Source organism: Ponticoccus litoralis (assembly GCF_039769985.1).
In the GTDB taxonomy this organism is placed as follows: domain Bacteria; phylum Pseudomonadota; class Alphaproteobacteria; order Rhodobacterales; family Rhodobacteraceae; genus Ponticoccus; species Ponticoccus litoralis.
On the sequence record NZ_JBDNCH010000002.1, the window covers coordinates 1072920 to 1095826 of the forward strand.

20 protein-coding genes and 2 pseudogenes are annotated in these 22907 nt (G+C 68.5%); 11 read left to right on the plus strand and 11 right to left on the minus strand.

The window, feature by feature from the left end; translation table 11 throughout:
* The first annotated feature begins 79 nt into the window (after nt 1–79).
* From ABFB10_RS06350 to ABFB10_RS06370, 5 genes and pseudogenes are all read left to right on the plus strand, one after another.
* Nucleotides 80–1657, plus strand: a pseudogene (locus ABFB10_RS06350) (ABC transporter substrate-binding protein).
* Between the two features lie 168 nt (nt 1658–1825).
* The gene (locus tag ABFB10_RS06355) at nt 1826–2773 is read left to right on the plus strand and encodes an ABC transporter permease (RefSeq protein ID WP_347165861.1); all 948 of its coding nucleotides are present in this window, start codon (nt 1826–1828) and stop codon (nt 2771–2773) included.
* Nucleotides 2770–4635, plus strand: a complete 1866-nt coding sequence (locus ABFB10_RS06360; RefSeq protein ID WP_347165862.1) for a dipeptide/oligopeptide/nickel ABC transporter permease/ATP-binding protein — start codon at nt 2770–2772, stop codon at nt 4633–4635. Before ABFB10_RS06355 ends, ABFB10_RS06360 begins: the two co-directional genes overlap by 4 nt.
* Nucleotides 4632–5591 (plus strand): ABC transporter ATP-binding protein, encoded by a 960-nt coding sequence (locus ABFB10_RS06365; protein ID WP_347165863.1) that lies wholly within the window; start codon nt 4632–4634, stop codon nt 5589–5591. Before ABFB10_RS06360 ends, ABFB10_RS06365 begins: the two co-directional genes overlap by 4 nt.
* The gene (locus tag ABFB10_RS06370; protein ID WP_347165864.1) at nt 5560–6324 is read left to right on the plus strand and encodes a FadR/GntR family transcriptional regulator; all 765 of its coding nucleotides are present in this window, start codon (nt 5560–5562) and stop codon (nt 6322–6324) included. Before ABFB10_RS06365 ends, ABFB10_RS06370 begins: the two co-directional genes overlap by 32 nt.
* A gap of 231 nt (nt 6325–6555) precedes the next feature.
* Here ABFB10_RS06370 and ABFB10_RS06375 read toward each other — a convergent pair whose 3' ends face one another.
* The 11 genes and pseudogenes from ABFB10_RS06375 to ABFB10_RS06425 all read right to left on the minus strand — a co-directional run bounded on the left by ABFB10_RS06375 (nt 6556) and on the right by ABFB10_RS06425 (nt 14410).
* The gene (locus tag ABFB10_RS06375; RefSeq protein ID WP_347165865.1) at nt 6556–7656 is read right to left on the minus strand and encodes an NAD(P)/FAD-dependent oxidoreductase; all 1101 of its coding nucleotides are present in this window, start codon (nt 7654–7656) and stop codon (nt 6556–6558) included.
* On the minus strand, nt 7653–8264 hold the full coding sequence (ureG, locus tag ABFB10_RS06380; protein WP_347165866.1) for an urease accessory protein UreG: 612 nt from the start codon (nt 8262–8264) through the stop codon (nt 7653–7655). Before ureG ends, ABFB10_RS06375 begins: the two co-directional genes overlap by 4 nt.
* 106 nt (nt 8265–8370) lie before the next feature.
* Nucleotides 8371–9003, minus strand: a complete 633-nt coding sequence (locus tag ABFB10_RS06385; RefSeq protein ID WP_347167950.1) for an urease accessory protein UreF — start codon at nt 9001–9003, stop codon at nt 8371–8373.
* Entirely contained in the window at nt 8999–9631 is a 633-nt protein-coding gene (locus ABFB10_RS06390; RefSeq protein ID WP_347165867.1) for an urease accessory protein UreE, read from the minus strand. The genes ABFB10_RS06385 and ABFB10_RS06390 overlap by 5 nt, the downstream gene beginning before the upstream one ends.
* On the minus strand, nt 9628–10206 hold the full coding sequence (locus ABFB10_RS06395; protein ID WP_347165868.1) for a hypothetical protein: 579 nt from the start codon (nt 10204–10206) through the stop codon (nt 9628–9630). Before ABFB10_RS06395 ends, ABFB10_RS06390 begins: the two co-directional genes overlap by 4 nt.
* 382 nt (nt 10207–10588) lie before the next feature.
* Nucleotides 10589–12314 (minus strand): annotated as a pseudogene (gene ureC / locus ABFB10_RS06400) (urease subunit alpha).
* 13 nt (nt 12315–12327) lie between these two features.
* Nucleotides 12328–12657: a hypothetical protein gene (locus ABFB10_RS06405; protein WP_347165869.1), complete on the minus strand. Its 330-nt coding sequence runs from the start codon at nt 12655–12657 to the stop codon at nt 12328–12330.
* 67 nt (nt 12658–12724) lie between these two features.
* The gene (locus ABFB10_RS06410; protein WP_347167951.1) at nt 12725–13030 is read right to left on the minus strand and encodes an urease subunit beta; all 306 of its coding nucleotides are present in this window, start codon (nt 13028–13030) and stop codon (nt 12725–12727) included.
* Nucleotides 13027–13191, minus strand: coding sequence for a peptidase M23 (locus ABFB10_RS06415; RefSeq protein ID WP_347165870.1), 165 nt, complete (start codon nt 13189–13191; stop codon nt 13027–13029). The genes ABFB10_RS06410 and ABFB10_RS06415 overlap by 4 nt, the downstream gene beginning before the upstream one ends.
* Before the next feature lie 62 nt (nt 13192–13253).
* Complete coding sequence (locus ABFB10_RS06420) at nt 13254–13556, minus strand: urease subunit gamma (protein WP_347165871.1); 303 nt, start codon at nt 13554–13556, stop codon at nt 13254–13256.
* Nucleotides 13553–14410, minus strand: a complete 858-nt coding sequence (locus ABFB10_RS06425; RefSeq protein ID WP_347165872.1) for an urease accessory protein UreD — start codon at nt 14408–14410, stop codon at nt 13553–13555. The genes ABFB10_RS06420 and ABFB10_RS06425 overlap by 4 nt, the downstream gene beginning before the upstream one ends.
* Before the next feature lie 399 nt (nt 14411–14809).
* Between ABFB10_RS06425 and urtA the strand changes: the two genes are divergently transcribed.
* The 6 genes from urtA to ABFB10_RS06455 all read left to right on the plus strand — a co-directional run bounded on the left by urtA (nt 14810) and on the right by ABFB10_RS06455 (nt 22895).
* Nucleotides 14810–16102, plus strand: coding sequence for an urea ABC transporter substrate-binding protein (urtA, locus tag ABFB10_RS06430; RefSeq protein ID WP_347165873.1), 1293 nt, complete (start codon nt 14810–14812; stop codon nt 16100–16102).
* A gap of 95 nt (nt 16103–16197) precedes the next feature.
* Nucleotides 16198–18153: an urea ABC transporter permease subunit UrtB gene (gene urtB, locus ABFB10_RS06435; RefSeq protein ID WP_347165874.1), complete on the plus strand. Its 1956-nt coding sequence runs from the start codon at nt 16198–16200 to the stop codon at nt 18151–18153.
* 222 nt (nt 18154–18375) lie between these two features.
* Nucleotides 18376–19608 carry an urea ABC transporter permease subunit UrtC gene (urtC, locus tag ABFB10_RS06440; RefSeq protein ID WP_347165875.1) on the plus strand — a complete coding sequence of 411 codons (1233 nt, stop codon included), beginning with the start codon at nt 18376–18378 and terminating at the stop codon, nt 19606–19608.
* A 61-nt stretch (nt 19609–19669) separates the two neighbouring features.
* Entirely contained in the window at nt 19670–20392 is a 723-nt protein-coding gene (urtD, locus tag ABFB10_RS06445) for an urea ABC transporter ATP-binding protein UrtD (protein ID WP_347165876.1), read from the plus strand.
* Between the two features lie 84 nt (nt 20393–20476).
* Nucleotides 20477–21175: an urea ABC transporter ATP-binding subunit UrtE gene (gene urtE / locus ABFB10_RS06450; RefSeq protein WP_347165877.1), complete on the plus strand. Its 699-nt coding sequence runs from the start codon at nt 20477–20479 to the stop codon at nt 21173–21175.
* Nucleotides 21176–21389: 214 nt separating this feature from the next.
* Complete coding sequence (locus tag ABFB10_RS06455) at nt 21390–22895, plus strand: methyl-accepting chemotaxis protein (RefSeq protein WP_347165878.1); 1506 nt, start codon at nt 21390–21392, stop codon at nt 22893–22895.
* Nucleotides 22896–22907: the final 12 nt, after the last annotated feature.

Genomic DNA, 22907 nt, shown 5'->3' on the forward strand with positions numbered 1-22907 from the left:
CCTGAAATTATCATGAAAAATTGACCGGTGCAAATTATCATGATAATTTCGAATCCATATAAAAACAGGGAGCCCTTCCATGACCATCCTCAGCCTGACGCGCCGGACGCTGCTTGCCGCCGCCACGTCGACACTGGCGCTTGGCTCGCTTGCCGCGCCCGCCCCGGCCCAGACCCCGCCCGGCGTGCTGATCGTCGGCCAGATCGCAGAGCCGAAATCTCTGGATCCAGCAGCCGTGACGGCGGTGAACGACTTCCGCATCCTCGTGAACCTTTACGAGGGTCTGGTGCGCTACAAGCCCGGCACGCTGGAGGTCGAACCGCAGCTGGCCACAGGATGGGAGGTCAGCGAGGACGGAACCGAATACACCTTCACCCTGCGCGAGGGCGTGACCTTCCACGACGGCACGCCCTTCAATGCCGAGGCGGTGAAGTTCAACTTCGACCGGATGCTGAACGAGGATCACCCCTTCCACAACACCGGCCCCTTCCCGCTGGCCTTCTTCTTCGGCTCGGTCGCATCCACCGAAGCGGTGGACGATCTGACGGTGAAATTCACCCTCTCCGAGCCCTACGCCCCCTTCCTGTCGAACCTCGCCTACCCGACCGGCCTGCTGGTCTCGCCCGCCGCTGTCGAGGCGGGCGGCGCCGACTTCGGGCGCGCGCCGGTTGGCACCGGGCCCTTCACATTCGCCGAGTGGCGCTCGAACGAAGCGGTGGTGATCGAGAAGAACCCCGATTACTGGGGCGAGACGGCGGGCACCGAGGCGGTGGTCTTCCGCCCGATCACCGACGCCAACACCCGCGTGGCAGAAATGCTGGCGGGCGGCATCGACATGATGGTCGAGGTGCCGCCGAACTCGCTGGGCCAGTTCGAGAGCGACCAGTACAAGGTGATCGAGCAGGCCGGACCGCATGTCTGGTTCCTGATCCTGAACGCCAAGGAAGGCCCCTTCTCCGACAAGCTGGTCCGTCAGGCCGCCAACTACGCGATCAACAAGGAAGCGCTGGTCAACGACGTGCTGGAAGGCACCGCCGAGGTCGCCGCGGGGCCGACGCCGCCCGCCTTCGCATGGGCCTATAACGACGCGCTGGAGCCCTACCCCTACGACCCGGAGAAGGCCGGGGAGCTGCTGGCCGAGGCCGGGGCCGAGGGTGCGGAACTGACCTTCTACGTGACCGAAGGCGGCTCCGGCATGCTGGACCCGATCCCCATGGGCACCGCCATCCGAGGCGGATCTGGAAGCGGTGGGCTTCGATGTCAGCATCGAGACCTACGAGTGGAACACCTTCCTCGGCGAGGTGAACCCGGGGTTGGAGGGCAAGGCGGACATGGCCGAGATGGCCTGGATGACCAACGACCCCGACACCCTGCCCTACCTTGCCCTGCGCACCGATGCATGGCCCGAGGCGGGGGCTTCAACTCGGGCTACTACTCGAACCCCGAGGTGGACGACCTGCTGGAACAGGCCCGCGTCTCGACCGACCAGGCGGAGCGCGCTGAGCTCTACAAGCAGATGCAGGAGATCGTGCAGGATGACGCGCCCTGGGTCTTCGTCGCGAACTGGAAGCAGAATGCGGTGACGAGCGCCCGGGTCGAGAACTTCTCGCTGGAGCCGTCCTTCCTGCTGATGCTCTCGGACGTGGTGAAGAACTGAGTTTCGGGCGCTGACGCGCCCGACCGCCGGGGGCTGCCACCCCGTCGCCATTGTCTCTCGGACCAATGGCGCGACAATGGCAACCCCCGCAGGTATTTTCGGACCAGAGAAGCAGGGGCGCCCGAATGGGCGGCTTGGTGGTCCTTCACCCCAGCCGGAGGTCCAGGCATGGGTTCCTATATCCTGAAAAGGCTGGTGTCGGCGGTGCCGGTGCTTCTGGGGATCACGGTGATCGTGTTCCTGATCATGGCGATGATCCCGGGCGACCCGGCGACGGCGATCCTTGGCTCCTACGCGACACCCGACAACGTCGAAAAGCTGAACCGGGATCTGGGCTTGGACAAACCCATGGTGCAGCGGTATTTCATCTGGCTTGGCAATATGCTGACCGGCGATTTCGGGCGATCCTTCAGCCTGAACCGCCCGGTGCTGGACGAGATCCTCGACCGGTTCAATGCGACGCTGGTGCTGGCGGGAACGAGCTTTGTGCTGTGTTCGGTGCTGGGCATCCTTGCCGGGGTGGTATCGGCCGCGCGGCAGTATGGCTGGGCCGACAAGGCGATCACCTTCACGGTGCTGATCGGAATTTCGGTCCCCTCCTTCTTCCTTGGCATGATGATGATCCTGCTCTTCGCGGTGAAGCTGCGCTGGCTGCCGGTGTCGGGCATGTACGCGATCTATGGCGGCGGCGACCTGCCGGACCTTCTGGCACATCTCGTGATGCCCGCGCTGGCGCTGGCCGCCGTGGCCACCGGCGTGATCGCGCGGCTGTCTCGCTCGGCCATGCTGGAGGTCTTGCGGCAGGACTTCATCCGCACCGCGCGGGCCAAGGGTGTGCCGGAGCGCCGGGTGCTTTACGGCCATGCCCTGCGCGCGGCGATGGTGAGCATCATCCCGGTGCTGGGCATTCAGGCGGGCTTTGTCCTGTCCGGCGCGGTCTACATCGAGATCGTCTTCCAGTGGCCCGGTGTCGGGCGGATGCTGGTCGATGCCATCCTCAAGCGCGACATCCTGCTGGTGCAGGGCGGCGTGGTCTTCGTGGCCGCCTGCTACGTGCTGTTCAATATCATGGTGGACGTGGCGCAAAGCCTCTTGGATCCGAGGATCAAGACATGAGCTTCGCGCGCCTCGTCTTCCGCAACCGTCTGGCCGCGCTTGGGGCCGTTGTCCTGGGGGTGATCCTGCTGCTGGTGCTGCTGGTGCCGGTGCTGCCGCTGCAGAACCCCGACACCACCGCCACCGCCGACAAGTTCCTGCGCCCCTTCTCCGAAGGTCACCTTCTGGGCACCGACCACCTTGGCCGCGACCTGCTGGCGCGCCTGCTGCATGGCACGCGCCTCAGCCTTGCCATCGGGGTCGCGGCGGCGGTGATCGCGGCCACCATCGGCTCGGCCATCGGGATCGTCGCAGGCTACTTCGGCGGGCGCGTGGACAACATCATCATGCGCGGCGTCGACATGCTGATGGCCTTTCCCTACATCCTGCTGGCGCTGGCCATCGTCGCGGCGCTTGGCCCCGGGCTGATGAACGCGCTGATCGCCGTGGCCGCCGTGAACATCCCCTTCTTCGCGCGCAATATCCGGGGGATGACCGTCAGCCTCGCCCGGCGCGAATTCATCGATGCGGCGCGTTTGGCGGGCCTCGGCCACACGCGGATCATCCTGACGGAACTGCTGCCCAACGTGCTGTCGACCATCGTCATCGCCATGTCCACGACCGTGGGCTGGATGATCCTCGAAACCGCTGGCCTGTCCTTCCTCGGCCTTGGCTCGCAGCCGCCGCAGGCCGATCTGGGCTCGATGCTGGGCGAGGCGCGGGCGGCGATGATCACCGCGCCGCATACCTCGATCGTGCCCGGCGTGATGATCTTCCTGATCGTCATGAGCATCAACCTCTTGGGCGACGGCATCCGCGACGCGCTGGACCCGCGCCTGCGTTCGGGCGCGCTGTCGCGCCCCCTGCCCCGCACGCGGGTCGCCCGTTCTGGCCCCGTGCCCGCCGCCGATGGCAAGGGGCTGCTGGCGCTGCAAGACCTGCAGACGCAGTTCCACGTCGGCCCCCGCGTCTACGAGGCGGTCGGCGGCGTCACCCTGCATGTCGAGAAGGGCGAATGCCTTGGCATCATCGGCGAAAGCGGATCGGGTAAGTCGGTCACGGCGCTGTCGGTCATGGGCCTTGTCGCCTCGCCCCCCGGCGTGATCACCGGCGGCGCGGTGCGCTACGACGGAGAGGACCTGCTGGACGCCCCCTTCCGCAAGCTGCGGCAGAAGCGCGGTCAGAACGTCGCCTATATCTTCCAGGACCCGCTGGCCACGCTGCACCCGCTCTACCGGATCGGCGACCAGCTGGCCGAGGCGATCCTCGTGCACCACGCCATTCCCAAGGCCGAGGCGATGGAGCGGGCACTTGGCCTCTTGAAGGACGTCCGCATCCCCAACCCGGAAAGCCGCCTGAGGGACTATCCGCACGAGATGTCGGGCGGCATGCGCCAGCGCGTCGGCATCGCCATGGCGCTGGCCAACGATCCCGACGTGATCATCGCCGACGAGCCGACGACGGCGCTGGACGTGACCGTGCAGGCGCAGATCCTCGCCCTGCTCGATGCGCTGCGGCGCGAACGCGGGCTGGCCATCGTCTTCATCACCCATGACTTCGGCGTGGTGGCGCAGCTCTGCGACCGGGTCGCGGTGATGTATGCGGGCAGGATCGTCGAGGAAGGCCCGACGCAGGCGGTGCTGGAGGCCGCAGCCCACCCCTACACACGCCGCCTGATCGCCTGCGTGCCGGAACTGGGCGGCGGCCAGCGCGCGCTGGAGGCCATCCCCGGCCTGCCGCCCTCGGTCGACGAGCTGCCGCCGGGCTGCGCCTTTGCGCCCCGCTGCCGCAAACGCACAGAGGCCTGCACCGAAAGCCCGATCCCGCTGGCGGGCACCACGCGCAGGGTCCGCTGCATCCACCCCGAGGAGGCCGTGACATGACCATCGCCCTGCAGGTCACCGACCTCTCCAAGACCTTCCCGCTGCGCACCGGTCTTTTCGGCAGCTCCCGCGCAGGGGTGCGCGCCGTCCGGCCCCTGTCTTTCAGCGTGGCCGAAGGCGAAACCCTCGGCATCGTCGGCGAGTCGGGGTGCGGCAAGTCCACGCTGGCGCGGATGCTGGTGGGCCTGCTGGAGCCTTCGACCGGCCATATCGAGATCGCCGGCAAGGCGCTGGACAACGCCGACCCCGCCGCCTTCGGACGCCTCATCCAGTATGTCTTTCAGGACCCGATCTCCTCGCTGAACCCGCGCAAGTCGATCCGCCAGATCATGGAGGTGCCGCTGAAACGCCTCCACGGCATGGACAAGGCGCAGCGCGAGGCCCGCATTGCCGAGATCTTCGACAGCGTGAACCTGCGCGAGACCTTTCTGGACCGCTATCCGCACGAGTTCTCGGGCGGGCAGGCGCAGCGCATCGGCATCGCCCGGGGGCTGGCCGCAAGCCCCCGCATCATGGTGCTGGACGAGCCGGTCTCGGCGCTGGATGTCTCGGTGCAGGCGCAGGTGCTGAACCTGCTCGCGGCGCTGCGCGAGGAATACACCCTGACCTACCTCTTCATCAGCCACGACCTCGCCGTGGTCGAGGCGGTCAGCGACCGGGTCATGGTGTTGTATTTCGGCGCGGTGGTCGAGATCGGCGATGCGAAACGCATTTTCAAGGCACCCCGCCACCCCTATACGAAACTTCTGGCGGCAAGCGCGCCGGTCGTGGGCCGCCCCCTGGCCCCGCCCGAGCAGAAGGGCACCGAACTGCCCGACCCGCTCAACCCGCCGGTGGGCTGCGCCTTTGCCGGGCGCTGCCCGAAAGCGACCGACCTCTGCCGCACCGAGGACCCGGCACTGAGAGACATGGGAGAGGACCACCTTGCCGCCTGCCACCACCCCGAAGAGGCGTGAACCGAAACGCAGCCGCCCGGCGCAGGTGGCCGAGGCGATCAAGTCCTGGGTGGTGGAACAGGGCCTGACGCCGGGCGACCGGCTGCCGGGCGAGGCCGAGCTGATGGACCGCTTCGGCATGGCCAAGGGCACCATCCGCGAGGCCATGCGCATCCTCGAGGCGCAGGGGCTGATCAAGACCCGCACCGGCCCCGGCGGCGGCAACTTCGTGCACGAGGTCAGCCGCGCCCGCGCCAAGGCGCTGCTGGGGAACTACTTCTACTTCAAGGACCTGACCATCGGCGACATCTACCGCCTGCGCCTCGCGCTGGAACCGGAACTTGCCGCCTCGCTGGCCGGAACGCTGGACGAGGACACGCTGGCCCGGCTCGAAGAGAACATCTCGGAATACGCCGAACCCTCGCAGACGCTCGAGGAAGAGGCCGCCCAGCACGTCGCCTCGCTGCGCTTCCACGCGCTGCTGGCGGAACAGTCCGACAACCCGCTCCTGGGCTTCATCATCGACTTCATGGTGAACCTGCTCTCGGACCTGACGGTCCACCGCCACCTCTACGAGCCGCCCAATGCCGAACTCTGGCGCCGCGGCACCGATTACCAGACCCGCCTCGTCATGGCGCTGCGCGCAGGCGACGCCGGCGCCGCCCGGGCGATCATGACCGCCCACATGGAAACCGCCTGGGGCCTGATGCGCGGACAGGAGGTCCGGATGATGCAGCGTTTCATCAAGGAGTAACCCTCGCAGCCCCGCCGGACAGGGCGCCCGCAGGCCTCCCAATCCACCGCATCGCCCCCCTCTCCGGGCCTCTTCTCCGCAAAGACGCACAGGCCTCGGCATGCCCTGCCCCCCGCAACCGCGGCCCAGGCGCGGGGGTCGCCGACCGCCCCACCCTTGCGTTTCTTCTTGGCCCAAATACCGAAATCCGGCAGCGGCCCCGGGCGCGACCCTGCGCCCGGAAACGCCCCCTCAGCCCCGGGCGAAGCGCTCCGGCGACAGCGCCGCCAGCGTGTCCGCATCCAGCGCGGGCCTCCCGCCTAGGCACAGCGCCGCCGTCAGCGCCGCCAGCGCGGGCGCGGTCTGCACCCCGTAGCCGCCCTGCCCCGCCAGCCAGAAGAACCCCGGCGCCAGCGGGTCCATGCCCACCACCGGCGTCTTGTCGGCCACGAAGCTCCTCAGCCCGGCCCAGGAATGCGAGGGCCGCACCAGCGGCACGTCGACCATCTGCGAAAACCGGTCCAGCCCCTCGGCCAGCACCATATCGTCGGGCCAGGCGTCGCCGGGCTCCACCGGGTCCTCGTCCGCCGGAGAGATCATCAGCCGCCCGCCGTCGGGCTTGGCGTACCAGGTGTCCGCCACCGACCCGAAGAGCGGCCAGCGCCCGACCTCCTCCGCCGGGTTCGGCACCGCCATCAGCACGGCGGAGCGCCGCTTCGGCACCAGCCCGACCGGCGGAAGACCGGCCAGCGCCGCCACCCGATCGGCCCAGGCGCCCGCCGCGTTGACCACGATATCGGCGGTCAGCACTTCGCCGCCCGCCTCGATGCGCCAGCCCGCGCCGTCGCGCGCCAGCGCCGTGACCGGCGCCCCGGTCATCAGCGTGCCGCCGCGCTGCCGCATCAGCCGCAGACAGCCCTGCAGCAGCCGGTCCACGTCGATGTCCTGCGCGTCGCGCTCCAGCACGACCGCCTCGATCCGCTCGACACGCAGGATCGGCACGATCTCGGCCGCCTCGCGCGCCGTCATCCGCTCCAACCCCGAGGACCCGGCGGCATAGTCCTCCAGCGCCGCCATCTCCTCGGGGCCCGCCAGCATCAGGGCGCCGCGCGGGCCCAGCACGCTCTCGCCCAGCAGCCCGCCTTCCAGCGCCGGTCCGGCGGTGGCGTTCAGCACCCGCAGCACCGCGTTGCCGTAGTTGCGAATGTACAGCGCCGCCGAGCGCCCGGTCGAATGATAGCCCGGCTGCGGCTCTGTCTCGAGCACGGTCACCTGCGCGTCAGAGGCCAGCGCCGCCCCGGCGCTGATCCCGGCGATGCCTCCGCCGATGACGACGATCCGCGGCCCGCTCATAGCCCGGCCTGCGCGCGGATTTCGGCAACCACCCGGTCGGCGCCCTCTCCGGCGCGCAGCGCGGTGAAGAGGAAGGGCCGCCCGTCGCGCACCCGCGTCGCGTCCCGCTCCATCACCTCGAGCGAGGCACCCACATGCGGCGCAAGGTCGGTCTTGTTGATGACAAGGATATCCGAGCGCCGGATCGCCGGTCCGCCCTTGCGCGGGATCTCTTCGCCCGCCGCCACGTCGATCACGTAGACCGTCAGGTCGGCCAGCTCGGGGCTGAAGGTGGCCGACAGGTTGTCGCCGCCCGACTCGATCAGCACGATCTCGACCTCGGGGTGGCGCCGGACCATCTCGGCCACGGCGGCAAGGTTGATCGAGGCATCCTCGCGGATCGCCGTATGCGGGCAGCCGCCGGTCTCGACGCCGATCACCCGGTCGGCGGGCAGGATCTGCATGCGCATCAGCGCCTCTGCGTCTTCCTGCGTGTAGATGTCGTTGGTGATCACCCCGATCGAAAACGCATCCTTCAGCCGCTCCGCCAGCCGGGCGGTAAGCGTCGTCTTTCCCGCGCCGACCGGTCCGCCGATACCGATCCGGAGCGGGCCGTTCATGCCTGTCATCTCTCGTTGTCCTTCCTTCCGGCCCGACCGCCGCCGGTGCCGAATTCTTCCAAAGAATTCGGGCCGTTTTCCGTCACGGAAAACGCCCCCGCCGCAGCCGCAGCCGTCACGACTGGAACAGGCGCGGCTCCTGAACCTCGTGCCGCATCGAGGCGATGTCCGAGGCAATGGCGTTCGACCACAGATCCCCGGCACCCTGCCCGCGCGCCTGCCGCGCCACCATCAGGCAGAGCGGCGCAAGACCGGCCAGCACCGCCTGCGCCCCGGTCTGGCCCAGCCCCATCAGGCGCTGCGCCGCCGACACAAGGTTGCCCGCGAAGGCCTGCAGGTACAAGGCCGTCACCGCCTCCGTGTCCAGCCCCTGCAGGCGCGCGGCCCGGCCCAAAGCCACCGGCAGCAGCAGCGGCGGCAGGTCGAGGGCCCAGACCTCTGCGGTCACCCGCGCGAAGGCCGCGCCCTGACGCTCGGCCTCGCGCAGCCGTTCCGCCGAAGGCTGCCATGCGCGGGCCAGAGCCTCAACCGTCGTGATGTCCCCGGCCTCGGCGGCCAGTCCGATCAGGATGGCATCCGTCCGCCCCGAGCCCTCTTCCAGAATATCCCGCAGCCAAGCCGCCAGCGAGGCGGCCTCTGTGACCCGGCCCTCTGCCACCGCCGCTTCCAGCCCGTGAGAGAAGGCAAAGGCCCCCACCGGGTAGGCCGGCGAAAGCCATTGCGTCAGCGTCAGCAGGCGGGCGTCAATGGGCATGGTCGGTATCGTGGCGATGCCGGTGCGCGGGGTCGTCGCCCTCCTCCGCATGGCCCTGGCCGTGCGGATGGTCATGGCTCTGCGCAGGCCCGTGACGATGCGCCTGCCCATGGGCGTGGCCGTGATCCTGCGCGGGCTTGTCCGACCCGTGGTCCTGCGCATGGGCCGTGTGCCCGTGTTCATGCGCATGGGTGCGTCCGTGACCATAGGCGCCGCCCTCGGGGGTGAAGGCGCGCATGGCCTCCGTGACATCGGCGCCGAGATGCTCCAGCATGTGGCGGATCACCGGGTCGCGCTGGATCAGCAGGCAGTCATCCAGCAGCTGGCAGGGCGTGTGCCGGTTGCCGATATGCCATGCCAGCCGCGCCAGCGGGCCACGCACCTCCAGCACCGGCTCTTCCGCCGCGCGCACCGCCACAAGGCCGCCCCCCGCCAGCTCCAGCGCGTCGCCCTCGTCCAGAGAGGTCGTCTGCGCCAGATCCACCACGAAGGACAGCCCCGCCTCTGTCACCAGCCGTTTGCGGCGCAGGAACCGCGCCTCGTAATCCAGCACGACGCTCTGCGCCGCGCCGCTCCATGATCCGGCGCGATGCAGGACCTGCGCCACCGGCAATCCGCTCATTCCACGGCCTCCACGCTGTTGTAATCGTAGGTATCCACGCCGCCGTCGTAGCGGCTTTCGACAAACAGGCTGAGCCCGAGGTCCGGCAGGTAGTGCAGGACATCCGTCAGCCCCTCGTCCGACCCGTATTCGACCTCGACCGGGATCATCCCGTAGCGGCACGCGCCGATCTGCGTCTCGGTCGCCGGGCCGAAACGGAACACCTGCCGCTCCTGCGAGAAACTGCCGTCGCCGCTGAAGATAACCGTGAAACTGGCCTGCCCCCCGGGCACGGGCAGCGGCATCTCGTCGGCGTTGATCTCGAAGGCATAGGCGCTGCGCCACGCGTCCCCCTCTTCGAGGCTGCGCGCTTCGAGCAGGTAGACCCCCTGCGCCAGCAGGCTTTGCGTCCGCTCGCCCGCCCCATTGGTGAAGATCGACGTCACGATGCCCGGGCCCTCGCCCCGGGTGAAGACCTCTGTGCTGTCGCCATCGACACCAAAGCGGATGCCGCGGTCGAGATCGGCCTGCGTCGGGCAGGCCTGCGCCGAGGCGGCGGTGCCGATCATCGCGGCCATCAGGATGAGCGGTCTCATGGCGGGGTCTCCCTGTTGTTCTTCACGAAAAGCTTAACCGCGGATCACGCGGGCTTCGATAGCCAATTGCCCGTGACGCCAGCCGATGCCCTGCCCGGACTTGCCCGGCGTCCTGCCCCCCCTGCACCCGGCCCGGGGCGCGGTGCACAGGAAAGCGCCCCCTGCGGCTGCCGATCCTTCGGGCGTCGGGCCGGATCACCCCGGTCGACGGCGCCGCATTCCGGCTGGTCATCCGGCACGCCTGCCCGGCGCCGGTTTTGCCAACCCGGCTGGCCGGTTCATCTGCGGCCTCCGCGCGGTCCTTCACCATGTGCGGCAAGCCCAAAGCCCCGCCTGCGGACCAGTGGAGGCCATCGCCATCATGCAGCCGTTCCGACATCGCTCAGAACAGGAAATACCGCTGCGCCATCGGCAGCTCTGTCGCCGGCTGGCAGGTCAGCAGCTCGCCGTCCGCGCGCACCTCGTAGGTCTCGGGGTCGACCTCGACCCGGGGCAGCGCGTCGTTCAGCCTCAGGTCCGCCTTGCCGATGCCACGGGTGTTGGTCACCGCAACCGTCTGCTTGGCGAGGCCAAGCCGCGCCCGCACCCCCTCGGCCTGCGCCGCCTCCGACACGAAGATCACCGCCGAGTTTTCGACAGATCGCCCGTAGGCGCCGAACATGGGCCGCGAATAGACCGGCTGCGGCGTCGGGATAGAGGCATTGGGGTCGCCCATCTGCGCGCAGGCGATGGTGCCGCCGATCAGCACCATCTCGGGCTTCACGCCGAAGAAGGCCGGGTTCCACAGCACCAGATCGGCGCGCTTGCCTTCCTCGATACTGCCGATCTCGTGGCCGATCCCGTGCGCGATGGCCGGGTTGATCGTGTATTTGGCGATGTAGCGGCGGACGCGGAAGTTGTCGTTGTCGCCCGTTTCCTCGGGCAGCCGCCCGCGCTGCTTCTTCATCTTGTCGGCGGTCTGCCAGGTGCGGATCAGCACCTCGCCGACCCGGCCCATGGCACTGGCTGTCAGAGGCGATGATCGAAAAGGCGCCCATGTCGTGCAGGATGTCCTCTGCGGCGATGGTCTCGCGCCGGATGCGGCTTTCGGCAAAGGCCACGTCCTCGGGGATCGACTTGTCGAGGTGGTGGCAGACCATGAGCATGTCGAGGTGTTCCTCGATGGTGTTCACGGTGAAGGGCCGGGTGGGGTTGGTCGAGGACGGCAGAACAAAGCTCTCGCCGCAGATCTTGATGATGTCGGGGGCGTGGCCGCCGCCCGCGCCCTCGGTGTGGAAGGCATGGATGGTGCGGCCTTTCATGGCCTTCACCGTGTTCTCGACAAAGCCGCTCTCGTTCAGCGTGTCGGTGTGGATCATCACCTGCACGTCCCGGGCATCCGCCACCGAGAGGCAGCAGTCGATGGCGCCGGGGGTGGTGCCCCAGTCCTCGTGCAGCTTCAGCGCGCAGGCCCCCGCCCGGATCTGCTCTTTCAGCGCGGCGGGCAGCGAGGCATTGCCCTTGCCCGCGAAGGCGAGGTTCATCGGGAAGGCATCGGCGGCCTGCAGCATGCGCCCGATGTGCCAGGGCCCCGGCGTGCAGGTCGTGGCCAGCGTGCCATGCGCGGGGCCGGTGCCGCCGCCCAGCATGGTGGTCACACCCGAGTGCAGCGCGTCCTCGATCTGCTGCGGGCAGATGTAGTGGATGTGGCTGTCCATGCCGCCCGCCGTCAGGATACGCCCCTCGCCCGCGATGCATTCGGTCCCCGGGCCGACGACGATGGTCACACCCGGCTGCGTGTCCGGGTTGCCCGCCTTGCCGATCCTGTGGATCCGCCCGTCCCGCAGGCCGACGTCGGCCTTGTAGACCCCGGTCCAGTCGACGATCAGCGCGTTGGTGATGACCGTGTCCACGGCGCCCTCGGCGCGGGTGGCCTGGCTCTGGCCCATGCCGTCGCGGATCACCTTGCCGCCGCCGAACTTCACCTCTTCACCGTAGCCGCCCGCCGCCTCGGCGGTCAGATCGCGCTCGACCTCGATGATCAGCTCCGTATCCGCCAGCCGCAGCCGGTCGCCGGTGGTGGGGCCGAACATCGCGGCATAATCGGAACGCTTGATCGTGGCTGGCATCGCAGGGGCCTTTCTATTGGGGCGCGTGGGGCGCGGGATCGCGGCGGGCAAGCCGATGGGCGTTGGAACGGGTGACGATGCGCAAGGGACGCAGGGCGGCGGCCAGCGCCGCCTCCGGCGCCGCGCCACGCCAGGCGGCGGAACAGGCCGCGCGCCCGGCCTCGGCAAAGGCGCCCTGCTTCTCGGCGACCATGCGCAACGGCTCGCTCTCGGACATGCGCCAGAGGCCGACCATGCCCAGCGAGCGCATCCAGATGACGGCGCCCGCCTCGACGGTCATCCAGGCAAGGTCGGTCGACAGCCGCATGACGGCAAAGGGGTCCCGGGTCTGTGTCTCGGTCATCGCAATCGGGTCCTCGGGAAAGACGGCCCCGCCGCACCGCGCGCCGGAACCGGAAGGGCCGGCAGGTCTAGAGCGCGCCCATGACCTGCTGGTTGAAGCCATGGATCCGGCGCGCGCCCGCCATCGGGATCAGCACCACCTCGCGCCGCTGGCCGGGTTCAAAGCGCACCGCCGTCCCGGCGGCGATGTCCAGCCGCATGCCCCGCGCCGCACCCCGGTCGAAATCCAGCGCCGGGTTGGCCTCGGCGAAATGGTAATGGCTGCCCACCTGCACCGGGCGGTCGCCGGTATTGGCGACCATCAGCGTCAGGGCGGCGCGGCCCTCGTTCAGCGTCAGAACCCCCGGGGCGGGCAGAAGCTCACCGGGGATCACCGGCCCGTCCTCGCCACAACCACCGCCACCACGACCAGCGCCGCCGCCGCCAGCAAGGTCAGCCACGATCCCGCACCATGCGGATGCAGATGCGCGCCCTCATGCGCCACCGCCGCCGAAGCCGCCATCGCCAGAGCCGCCGCGCTCAAACCCGTTCTCATCCTGTCACCCCTTTCGTGCTTCTTCTTGGTCCAAATACCTGCTCCGACGCCCGCAACAGGCGTCACCGGATCGGGTTGTGCACCGTCACCAGCTTGGTTCCGTCCGGAAAGGTCGCCTCGACCTGCACCTCGTGGATCATCTCGGCGATACCCGCCATGCACTGCTCCCGGTAGACGACCTCGGCCCCTGCCTGCATCAGGTCGGCCACCGACCGCCCGTCGCGCGCGCCCTCGACCACCGCGTCGGTGATCAGGGCGATCGCCTCGGGGTGGTTCAGCTTCACCCCGCGTTCCAGCCGCTTGCGGGCCACCACGGCGGCCATGGCCACCAGCAGCTTGTCTTTCTCGCGAGGGGTCAGGTTCATCTCGTCACAGTCTCCACGACGTCGGAAGCCGGTCCCGGCTGAGCCGGTCCGAGGATGGGCAGAAGGGTGCTGCGCAGCGCGTGGCCGTCCCCGGCCAGCAGGCGCACCACCAGAAGATCGGGCCCCGGCAGGCTGGCCCCGCCAGAAGCCGGCAGAAGCGCGCGCACCGGCGCCAGCTGCGCCCCGGCGTCGGGGGCCGCATAGACGACCTGCGCCATGGCCCCGGCGCCGCCACCCAGAGCGGGCCGCGCCATCTGCGCCGCCACGTCGCCGCGCAGGAACAGCCCGTCGGCATATAGCGGCAGCCCGGCCCGGAAAATCTCGATCCGGTCGCGGAACCGCACGTCACGCAGCACCTCGCCCATGGCGGCGCGGCCGAAGATCACCGGCTCCACCAGCAGGAACCGCGCGTCGGGCGCAAGCGCGACGCGCAGCCGCCGCTCCAGCCGCGCACCCTCGAAGAGGATCAGTTCCTGCGGCAGCCAGAGCATCTCGGCCCCCGCCTCGGCGGCCAGCACCGTCTCGACCCGCGCCACGCCAGAGGCGGCACGGTAGGCGCGCTCTGCCGCCTGCGTGGTCAGGCACAGCGAAGAGCCCGCCCCGGCCCGGGCCTCGACCGTCAGCCGGTCGCCGCCGGTCAGTCCGCCGGAGGTGTTGATGACGATGGCCTCGACACCCCGATCCGCCCGGCGCGGAAACAGCGCCTTCATCGCCCCCTGTGCGCGCAGGCGGTCGATGGCAGAGGTTTCGCCGCGCGCCTTGGTCGCGAGGCTCAGATGCCCCTCGGCCCGTGGCTGCACGGGCACCACCCGCCCTTCCGTCCCTGCCGGTTCTTCGCGCATGTGCCGCGTCACCGCCCGCGCCTCCTTTCGCAGTCCTGCCTCTTTCCTCCCCCTTCGGCCCGGCGACACCAATGATTCCCGGCTTCTCCGGCCCGATCGCCCGCAAGTTCGCACAACATTTCATCAGGCTTGCGCAAAGCGGCCCAATAAATAGGCCACGCACGCCGCGACCCCACCCGCGCAGGCCGGATCGTTGACCCATCGGCAACCGCGCCGCCTAGATCTGAGGGCCGCACGGGGGCCTGTCGATGCGATCGACGCCAGGCTGTCCGGGGCACATCAAGAAGCAATGCGGCCGCCGGTGATTGGACATCGTCGCGCGTATCGCATGGGACGCAACACCAAGGTTGCGGGACGATCCGGCGCGCGGCCCTTTTTGTGCGTCACGCATCAGACCCGCGGGGAGAGATCATGACACACTTCACCAAACTGCTGTCGGGCGCCGCTGTCGCCGCCCTGGTGGCCGGGGCCGCGCAGGCGCAGGACTGCGCGGACGGCCCGATCAAGGTCGGCGTGCTGCACTCGCTGTCGGGCACCATGGCCATTTCCGAAACCACCCTGAAGGACACGATGGAAATGCTGGTCGCCAGCCAGAACGAGGCCGGCGGCCTTCTGGGCTGCGATCTCGAGGCGGTTGTCGTCGACCCGGCCTCGGACTGGCCGCTCTTTGCCGAGAAGGCGCGCGAGTTGCTGACCGTGCACGAGGTCGACGTGATCTTCGGCAACTGGACCTCGGTGTCGCGCAAATCCGTGCTGCCGGTCATCGAGGAACTGAACGGGCTGCTGTTCTACCCGGTCCAGTACGAAGGCGAAGAATCCTCGAAGAACGTCTTCTACACCGGCGCCGCGCCGAACCAGCAGGCGATCCCGGCCACCGACTACTTCCTCGAAGAGCTCGGCGTCGAGAAGTTCGCCCTGCTCGGAACCGATTACGTCTACCCGCGCACCACCAACAACATTCTCGAAAGCTACCTTCAGGAGAAGGGCATCGCCGCAGAGGACATCTTCGTGAACTACACGCCCTTCGGCCATTCCGACTGGGCGACCATCGTCGCCGACGTCGTGGCCCTGGGTGAGGACGGCAAGCAGGTCGGCGTGATCTCGACCATCAACGGCGACGCCAACATCGGCTTTTACAAGGAGCTGGCGGCGGCGGGCATCTCCGCCGACGACATCCCGGTCGTGGCCTTCTCGGTCGGTGAGGAAGAGCTGTCGGGGCTCGACACCTCGAACCTCGTCGGCCACCTCGCCGCGTGGAACTACTTCATGTCCGCCGACACGCCCGAGAACGCCGCGTTCATCGAGAAGTGGCATGCCTTCATCGGCGACGAGGACCGCGTGACCAACGACCCGATGGAAGCCCATTACATCGGCTTCAACATGTGGGTGCAGGCGGTCGAGGCAGCGGGCACCACCGATGTCGACGCCGTGCGCGACGCGATGTACGGCCAGACCTTCCCGAACCTGACCGGCGGCACCGCCGAGATGCTGGTGAACCATCACCTGTCCAAGCCGGTGCTGATCGGCGAGATCCGCGCCGACGGCCAGTTCGACATCATCAGCCAGACCGACCCGGTCCCGGGCGACGCATGGACCGACTTCCTGCCGGAATCCGCCGTGCTGACCTCTGACTGGAAGGACCTCGACTGCGGTATGTACAACACCCAGACCTCGACCTGCGTCCAGATCAAGTCCAACTACTGATCCGGCACGACGCACCTGTGGCAGGGCGGGCCTCGCCCCGTCCTGCCCGCAGCGCCCGCCTTCCCCTTTCCTTCATCGACACGACAGGTCTGCCCATGCTCCGTGCCCTTCTCACGGCCCTTGCCTTGCTGTTGCTGCCACCTGCCGGCACCGCGCAGGAGGCCGGCCCGGACCTTCAGGCGGTCTTGCAAGAGCATCAGGCGCAGATCGCCCGGCCCTCGCGCACCAAGGTCGGCCCGGCCATCGAGGCGCTGCTGTCCTCCGGCCTGCCCGGCGTGCAGGGTTTCCTCGAGGCCTGGCAGGACAAGGGCCTCTATATCCGCGACGAGGACGGCCTGTTCTTCCGCATCGAACGCACCGGCGACACCGTCACCCTGCTGCATCCCGGCACGCTGGAGCCCGTCGAAGAAGGCGCCGATCCCGCGACCCTCTCCCAGATCCGCCCCAACGGCGGCGTCCGCCGCGTCATCGGCGAGGCTCTGGTGCAGTTCCAGCTGTCGGACCCCGACATCGACAGCCGCCGCGCCGCGCTGGACGCGATTTCACGCAATCTGGACCCCGCGCAGCTCGGCCCGCTGCGCAATTCCATCGCGGACGAAGAGGACCCGGCCCTGCGGCTGCGCAAGGAGCGGCTGGCAAACTACCTCATGGCCCGCTTCGGCGAAACGCCCGCAGAGCGCGTCACGGCCATCGAGGCGCTGTCGACCGACCTCAGCGTCGACGGGCGCGCGGTGCTGTCGCAGATCCTCTCGACCGATGTCGTGGTCGCGCAGGCCGCACCCGAGGGCGCCAACCTGGCCCGCGTGCTGGAACCGGGCAGCGACCTGCCCCGGGCCGAGGCCTACGCGCTGATCGCGCCAGAGGCAGACGCGCCGCCGGTGCTGTCGCCCGCCCGGATCCGCACCGCGCTGGAGGCCACCGTCGAGGGCGGCGTCATCGCGGGCCTGCCCATCGCCCGTCTGGACACGCAGGAGGCGCGGGCCGAGGCCTACGACCGCCTCGCCGCCGCGGGCACCCTGCCGCCCCGCGCCAGCGCGCAGACCATCGACGAGACGCTCGCCGCCTATACGATCTTCGAGGTCTACAAAGAGGACAACCCCGCCATCACCGAGGCCGCCCGCCGCACGCAGGGCGCGGTGCAGACCCGCGTGGGCCTCAGCCAGACCGCCGACCTCGCGTTAGACGCGGTGTCGCTGGCCTCGATCTACTTCCTCGCCGCCATCGGCCTTGCCATCACCTTCGGCGTCATGGGCGTCATCAACATGGCGCATGGCGAGTTCATCATGATGGGCGCCTATACCGGCTACGTGGTGCAGCTGTTCATCCCCGATTACACCCTGTCGCTGATGGTCGCCCTGCCGCTGGCCTTCGCCGTGACCTTCGGCGCCGGTGTGGCGATGGAGCGGCTGGTGATCCGCTGGCTCTACGACCGCCCTCTGGAAACGCTGCTGGCCACCTTTGGCGTGTCCATCGCCCTGCAACAGCTGGCCAAGAACATCTTCGGCACGCAGGCGCGTCCGCTGACTTCTCCGGCCTGGCTGGACGGCACCCTCGCCTTCAACGAGGTGATCTCGATCAGCTACATCCGCGTCGCGATCTTCGTGCTGGCGCTGCTGTTCCTCGGCCTGCTGCTCTTCATCCTCAAGAAGACCCGGCTGGGGCTGGAGGTGCGCGCGGTGACGCAGAACCCGCGCATGGCGGCCTCGATGGGCATCAACCCCGACAGGATCAAGATGCTGACCTTCGGCCTTGGATCCGGCATCGCCGGGATCGCGGGCGTCGCCATCGGACTTTACGCCAAGGTGACCTCGGAAATGGGGCAGGACTATATCGTGCAAAGCTTCATGACCGTGGTCGTGGGCGGCGTCGGCAACGTCTGGGGCACACTGGCGGGCGCCACGCTGATCGGCGTCCTGCAGAAGGGCATCGAATGGTTCAACCCGTCCAACACGCTGGCGGCGCAGACCTACATGATCCTCTTCATCATCCTTTTCATCCAGGTCCGGCCAAAGGGCATCATCGCCCTCAAGGGCCGCGCCGCGGGAGACTGAGACCATGCACGCCTTATTCTGCCGCGCCAGCGCGGGTATCGGCTTCGGGATTGCCTTCGGCGAAGGTATTTTCACCAAGAAGAAGACAGGCCGCCTCGCCCCGGTCGGCACTCCGCGCCCGGCTTCTTCTGTCCAAAAGTATCCCGGGGGTGAATTCGCGCATGCGAAGAGGGGGCAGAGCCCCCGGCCCGGCCCGACCCCAGGACCGACGGGAGACCGCTCATGAGACGCAGCTTCTTCGCCCGGAACCCCTCTGTCCTGTGGTTCATCGCCATCCTCGCGCTGTTTACCCTTGCGGTGACGCTGCTGGCAGAGGCGACGGGGACGGGCGCGATTTCCACCTCTTTCGTCAAGACGCTGGGCAAGACGCTGTGCCTGTGCCTGATCGCCATCGCCATGGACGTGGTCTGGGGCTACTGCGGCATCCTCAGCCTCGGCCACTTCGCCTTCTTCGGCATCGGCGGCTACGCGGTCGGCATGTGGCTGATGTATGCGCGGACCGAGACCATCGTGGCGCAAAGCCTGTCGAACCAGATCATTCCGCCGACCGCGCAGGAGGTCTCGGACGCCATTGCCAGCCAGATCTTCGGGGTGGTGGGCGCGTCCGAGTTTCCGCCGATCTGGGCCTTCGCCCACTCGCTGCCGCTGCAACTGCTGATGGTGGTGCTGGTGCCCGGCCTTCTGGCGCTGGTCTTCGGCTGGCTCGCCTTCCGCTCGCGCGTCACCGGCGTCTACCTGTCGATCCTCACGCAGGCGATGACGCTGGCCCTGTCGCTCTACCTGTTCCAGAACGACAGCGGGCTCAGGGGCAACAACGGCCTCTCCGGCCTGCAGAACATTCCCGGCGCCGAGGCTGTGCCGCAAGCGCTGATCTCGATCCGGTTCTTCTGGGCCTCGGCGCTGGCCCTGGCCCTGGGCTACGTGCTTTTCGCCTTCGTCACCTCGGGCAAAATGGGCAGCGTGATCCGCGCCATCCGCGACAACGAGACCCGCGTGCGCTTTCTGGGGTACGACGTCGAGGCCTACAAGCTCTTCGTCTTCACCCTGACGGCGGTCGTCTCGGGCATCGCGGGCGCGCTCTACTACCCGCAGGCGGGCATCATCAACCCGGCGGAAATCGCGCCCATCGCCTCGATCTACCTTGCGGTCTGGGTCGCCATCGGCGGGCGCGGGCGGCTTTATGGGGCGGTGCTGGGCACGGTCTTCGTGACCCTGCTCAGCAGCTGGTTCACCGGCGGCGGCGCGCCCGACATCACTCTCGGGTCCTACACCCTCCAGTGGACCGACTGGTGGCTGGTGCTGCTGGGCCTCAGCTTCGTCGCGGTCACATTGTTCGCCCCCAAGGGCATCGGGGGCCTCGTCGACCTGATCACCGATCGCCGCGCCCATGCCCGCCACGGCGCGGAGGCAGGCCCCGACGCCGGCGCCCCGCGCGAAGAGGAGAGCCGCACATGAGCGCCGCGACCACGCCGCAAAAGCCCCCGAGACGCGCAGGCGGAAACCGACCCTGCTGGAAATGTCCGGCGTCTCGGTTTCCTTCGACGGGTTCAAGGCGATCAACAACCTGTCCTTCCAGATTGCAGAGCCCGAGATGCGCGCCATCATCGGCCCCAATGGCGCGGGCAAGACCACCTTCATGGACATCATCACCGGCAAGACCGGGCCCGACGCGGGCCGCGTGCTCTGGGGCGACGACGGCATCTCGCTGCTGGGCCTCTCGGAAAGCCGCATCGCGCGCGCAGGCATCGGGCGCAAGTTCCAGAAGCCCACCGTCTTCGAGGCCCAGACCGTACGCGAGAACCTCGCCATGGCGCTGAAGAACCCCCGCGGCCCCTTCGACGTGCTCTTCCACAGGAAGACCCGGCAGGGCGCCGAGAAGATCGAGGCCCTCGCCGCGCAGATCGGCCTTCTGGGTGAACTGCCCCGCATCGCGGGCGAACTCAGCCACGGCCAGAAGCAATGGCTGGAAATCGGCATGCTGCTGGCGCAGGAACCGCGCCTGCTGCTGGTCGACGAGCCCGCCGCCGGGATGACCCCCGCAGAGCGCGAGAAGACCACGGAGATGCTGGTCGAGGCCGCCAAGACCCGCGCCGTCGTCGTGGTCGAGCATGACATGGAATTCGTCCGCCGCCTGGACTGCCGGGTCACCGTGCTGAACGAGGGCTCCGTCCTCGCCGAAGGCTCCATCGACCACGTGACCTCGGACCCGCAGGTCATCGAAGTCTACCTCGGGAGATAAGGCGATGCCCCTGTGTTTCTTCTTGGTCCAAATACCGAAATGCCCGGCCTGCCCCAACCCTCAACGGCGCAGAGGAACCCGCCCATGCTGAGCCTGTCCAACCTGTCGCTGCACTATGGCCACAGCCAGATCCTGCACGACATCTCGATGGAGGCGCGGCCCGGCGCCGTGACCTGCCTGATGGGCACCAACGGGGTGGGCAAGACCTCCCTGCTCAAGGCGATCTCGGGCACGCATCCGCGCTCTGGCGGCGCCATGGTGCTCGACGGTCGGGACATCGCGCCGAACACCCCGGCCCATGCCCGGGCCCGTGCCGGGATCGGCTACGTGCCGCAGGGCCGCGACATCTTTCCGCTGATGACCGTGCGCGAGAACCTGATGACCGGCTTCGCCTGCATCCCCAAAAGCGAATGGACGATCCCGGAGGAGGTCTTCACCCTCTTCCCGATCCTCAGGGACTTCCTCAACCGGCGCGGCGGCGACCTGTCCGGCGGGCAGCAGCAGCAGCTGGCCATCGCGCGGGCCATGATCGCCCAGCCGAAACTGCTGCTGCTGGACGAGCCGACAGAGGGCATACAGCCCAATATCATCAAGCAGATCGGCGAGGTCATCAGATACCTGCGGTCCCGGGGCGACATGGCGATCATCCTCGTGGAACAGTTCTTCGATTTCGCCTTCGAGCTGGGCGACCATTTCGTGGCGCTGGAACGCGGGCGCGTCATCCATGACGCCCCCCGCGCCGACACGCCCCGGGAGCTGCTGCTCGGGAAGGTCTCTGTCTGAGCCTTTCCCGGCACGCGCCGCCGCCGTGACCCTGTGCCTTGTCTGACAGGCCGGGCGGCAGCAGCCGCGCCGGGTCTCCCGAGGCGGCTGCTGCCCGCGATTTGTGACAAATGCCCGGCATAAATCGCCGCCGCCCTCCGCAGAGGTCACCGGTTTCTTTACTCTTTCACCGCAGCATCACCGGGCGGAACCAAGGGCAAAGCGGGACCCGAACATGTCGGACGAACTCAGCAGGAAACTGCACAGCTATCAACTGGACGGCGCCAATACAGAGCTTCTCAAACAGGCCGGCGCCATCCTCATCCCGGAACTCGACGGGGTGCTCGACGCCTTTTACAAGCGGGCCACGGCGGTGCCGGAACTCGCCGCCTTCTTCGACGGCCCCGGGCGGATGGATTTCGCCCGCAGCGCGCAGAAGACCCATTGGAAGCGCATCCTGACCGCCAGTTTCGACGAGGAATATCTTGCCTCGGTAGAGCGGATCGGTCGGGTCCACGCCCGCATTGCCCTGCCGATCGAGGCCTATATGTCGGCCTATTCTCTGGCGGCCTCCGACCTCAGCACGCTGTTCCTGAAGAAAAGCCGTCGCGGGTTTCTGCCCTCTGACATGGACCGCGTGCGCGATCAGGTCTGCACGCTGAACCGGGCCTTCTCGATGGATATCGAGCGGGTCGTCGACACGACCTTCCGCGTGCAGGCTGAAGAGCAGACCCGCGCCTTCGACCACATCAACCGCGCCATCGACCGGCTTGCGGAGGGCGACCTGACCCATGTCATCCCCGCCCCCGACGACAGCGACTTTCCCGCCTCGTTCGAGCCGGTGCGCCGCAAGCTGAACGGCGCCACCGGGAAGCTGGGCGCGCTGCTGGCCACGGTCACCGGAACCATGGAGCAGCTGCTGGGCATCATCGCGGAAGTCGGCGGTGCCACCGACAACCTGTCCAGCCGCACCGCCAGTCAGGCCGCCTCGCTGGAGGAAACCGCCGCCGCGGTGCAGGAGCTGACCGGGAACGTCGAACAGTCCTCGGCCAATACCGGGCGGGCGCGGGACGTGGCCTCTGACGCGGCGCGCACCGCCGAGGCCGGGGCCGGCACGGTGGCCGAGGCCTCGGATGCCATGGGGCGCATCCAGACCTCGTCGCAGAAGATCACGCAGATCATCGGCATGATCGACGACATCGCCTTCCAGACCAACCTGCTGGCGCTGAACGCCGGCGTCGAGGCGGCGCGCGCCGGAGCCGCCGGGCGCGGCTTCGCGGTGGTCGCCGAAGAGGTGCGCCAGCTTGCGGGCAATGCCTCGGACGCCGCGCGCCAGATCAAGGAGCTCGTCAACGCAAGCTCGGGCGAGGTCTCCAGCGGTGTCGACCTGATCCACCATGCCGCCGAGACGCTGCGCGCCATCGTGGCGAATTTCGATCAGGTCGCGGATCTCTCGACAGAGATCGCGGCGGCCAGCCACGAACAGTCCACCGCCCTCTCCGAAGTGAACTCCGCCATTGCGCAGATGGACATCGTCACCCAGCAGAACGCCGCCATGGTCGAGCAAACCACCGCCGCGACCGACCGCATGAACCAGGAGGCACGGGGGCTGATGACGCAGCTTGGCAGCCTCAGGGTGCCGCAGGCCGATCCTGCCCCTGCCCCGGCCAAAGGCGCTGACCTCGACGGGCCCGGCGCTGCGGACGGGGGCGCGGGTGACGGCGCCGCACGGGTCGCCTGAATCCGGTCGGCG

Bases quoted from the DNA above. Each gene is read 5' to 3' on its own strand.
- ureG (WP_347165866.1), bottom strand. From the start codon at position 8,264: ATGACAGGCATGAACGGCCCGCTCCGGATCGGTATCGGCGGACCGGTC.
- ABFB10_RS06455 (WP_347165878.1), top strand. From the start codon at position 21,390: ATGTCGGACGAACTCAGCAGGAAACTGCACAGCTATCAACTGGACGGC.
- urtC (WP_347165875.1), top strand. From the start codon at position 18,376: ATGAGACGCAGCTTCTTCGCCCGGAACCCCTCTGTCCTGTGGTTCATC.
- ABFB10_RS06405 (WP_347165869.1), bottom strand. From the start codon at position 12,657: ATGACCGAGACACAGACCCGGGACCCCTTTGCCGTCATGCGGCTGTCG.
- ABFB10_RS06390 (WP_347165867.1), bottom strand. From the start codon at position 9,631: ATGAGCGGATTGCCGGTGGCGCAGGTCCTGCATCGCGCCGGATCATGG.
- ABFB10_RS06365 (WP_347165863.1), top strand. From the start codon at position 4,632: ATGACCATCGCCCTGCAGGTCACCGACCTCTCCAAGACCTTCCCGCTG.
- urtE (WP_347165877.1), top strand. From the start codon at position 20,477: ATGCTGAGCCTGTCCAACCTGTCGCTGCACTATGGCCACAGCCAGATC.
- ABFB10_RS06395 (WP_347165868.1), bottom strand. From the start codon at position 10,206: ATGAGACCGCTCATCCTGATGGCCGCGATGATCGGCACCGCCGCCTCG.
- ABFB10_RS06375 (WP_347165865.1), bottom strand. From the start codon at position 7,656: ATGAGCGGGCCGCGGATCGTCGTCATCGGCGGAGGCATCGCCGGGATC.
- ABFB10_RS06360 (WP_347165862.1), top strand. From the start codon at position 2,770: ATGAGCTTCGCGCGCCTCGTCTTCCGCAACCGTCTGGCCGCGCTTGGG.
- urtB (WP_347165874.1), top strand. From the start codon at position 16,198: ATGCTCCGTGCCCTTCTCACGGCCCTTGCCTTGCTGTTGCTGCCACCT.
- urtA (WP_347165873.1), top strand. From the start codon at position 14,810: ATGACACACTTCACCAAACTGCTGTCGGGCGCCGCTGTCGCCGCCCTG.
- ABFB10_RS06415 (WP_347165870.1), bottom strand. From the start codon at position 13,191: ATGAGAACGGGTTTGAGCGCGGCGGCTCTGGCGATGGCGGCTTCGGCG.
- ABFB10_RS06355 (WP_347165861.1), top strand. From the start codon at position 1,826: ATGGGTTCCTATATCCTGAAAAGGCTGGTGTCGGCGGTGCCGGTGCTT.
- urtD (WP_347165876.1), top strand. From the start codon at position 19,670: ATGTCCGGCGTCTCGGTTTCCTTCGACGGGTTCAAGGCGATCAACAAC.
- ABFB10_RS06420 (WP_347165871.1), bottom strand. From the start codon at position 13,556: ATGAACCTGACCCCTCGCGAGAAAGACAAGCTGCTGGTGGCCATGGCC.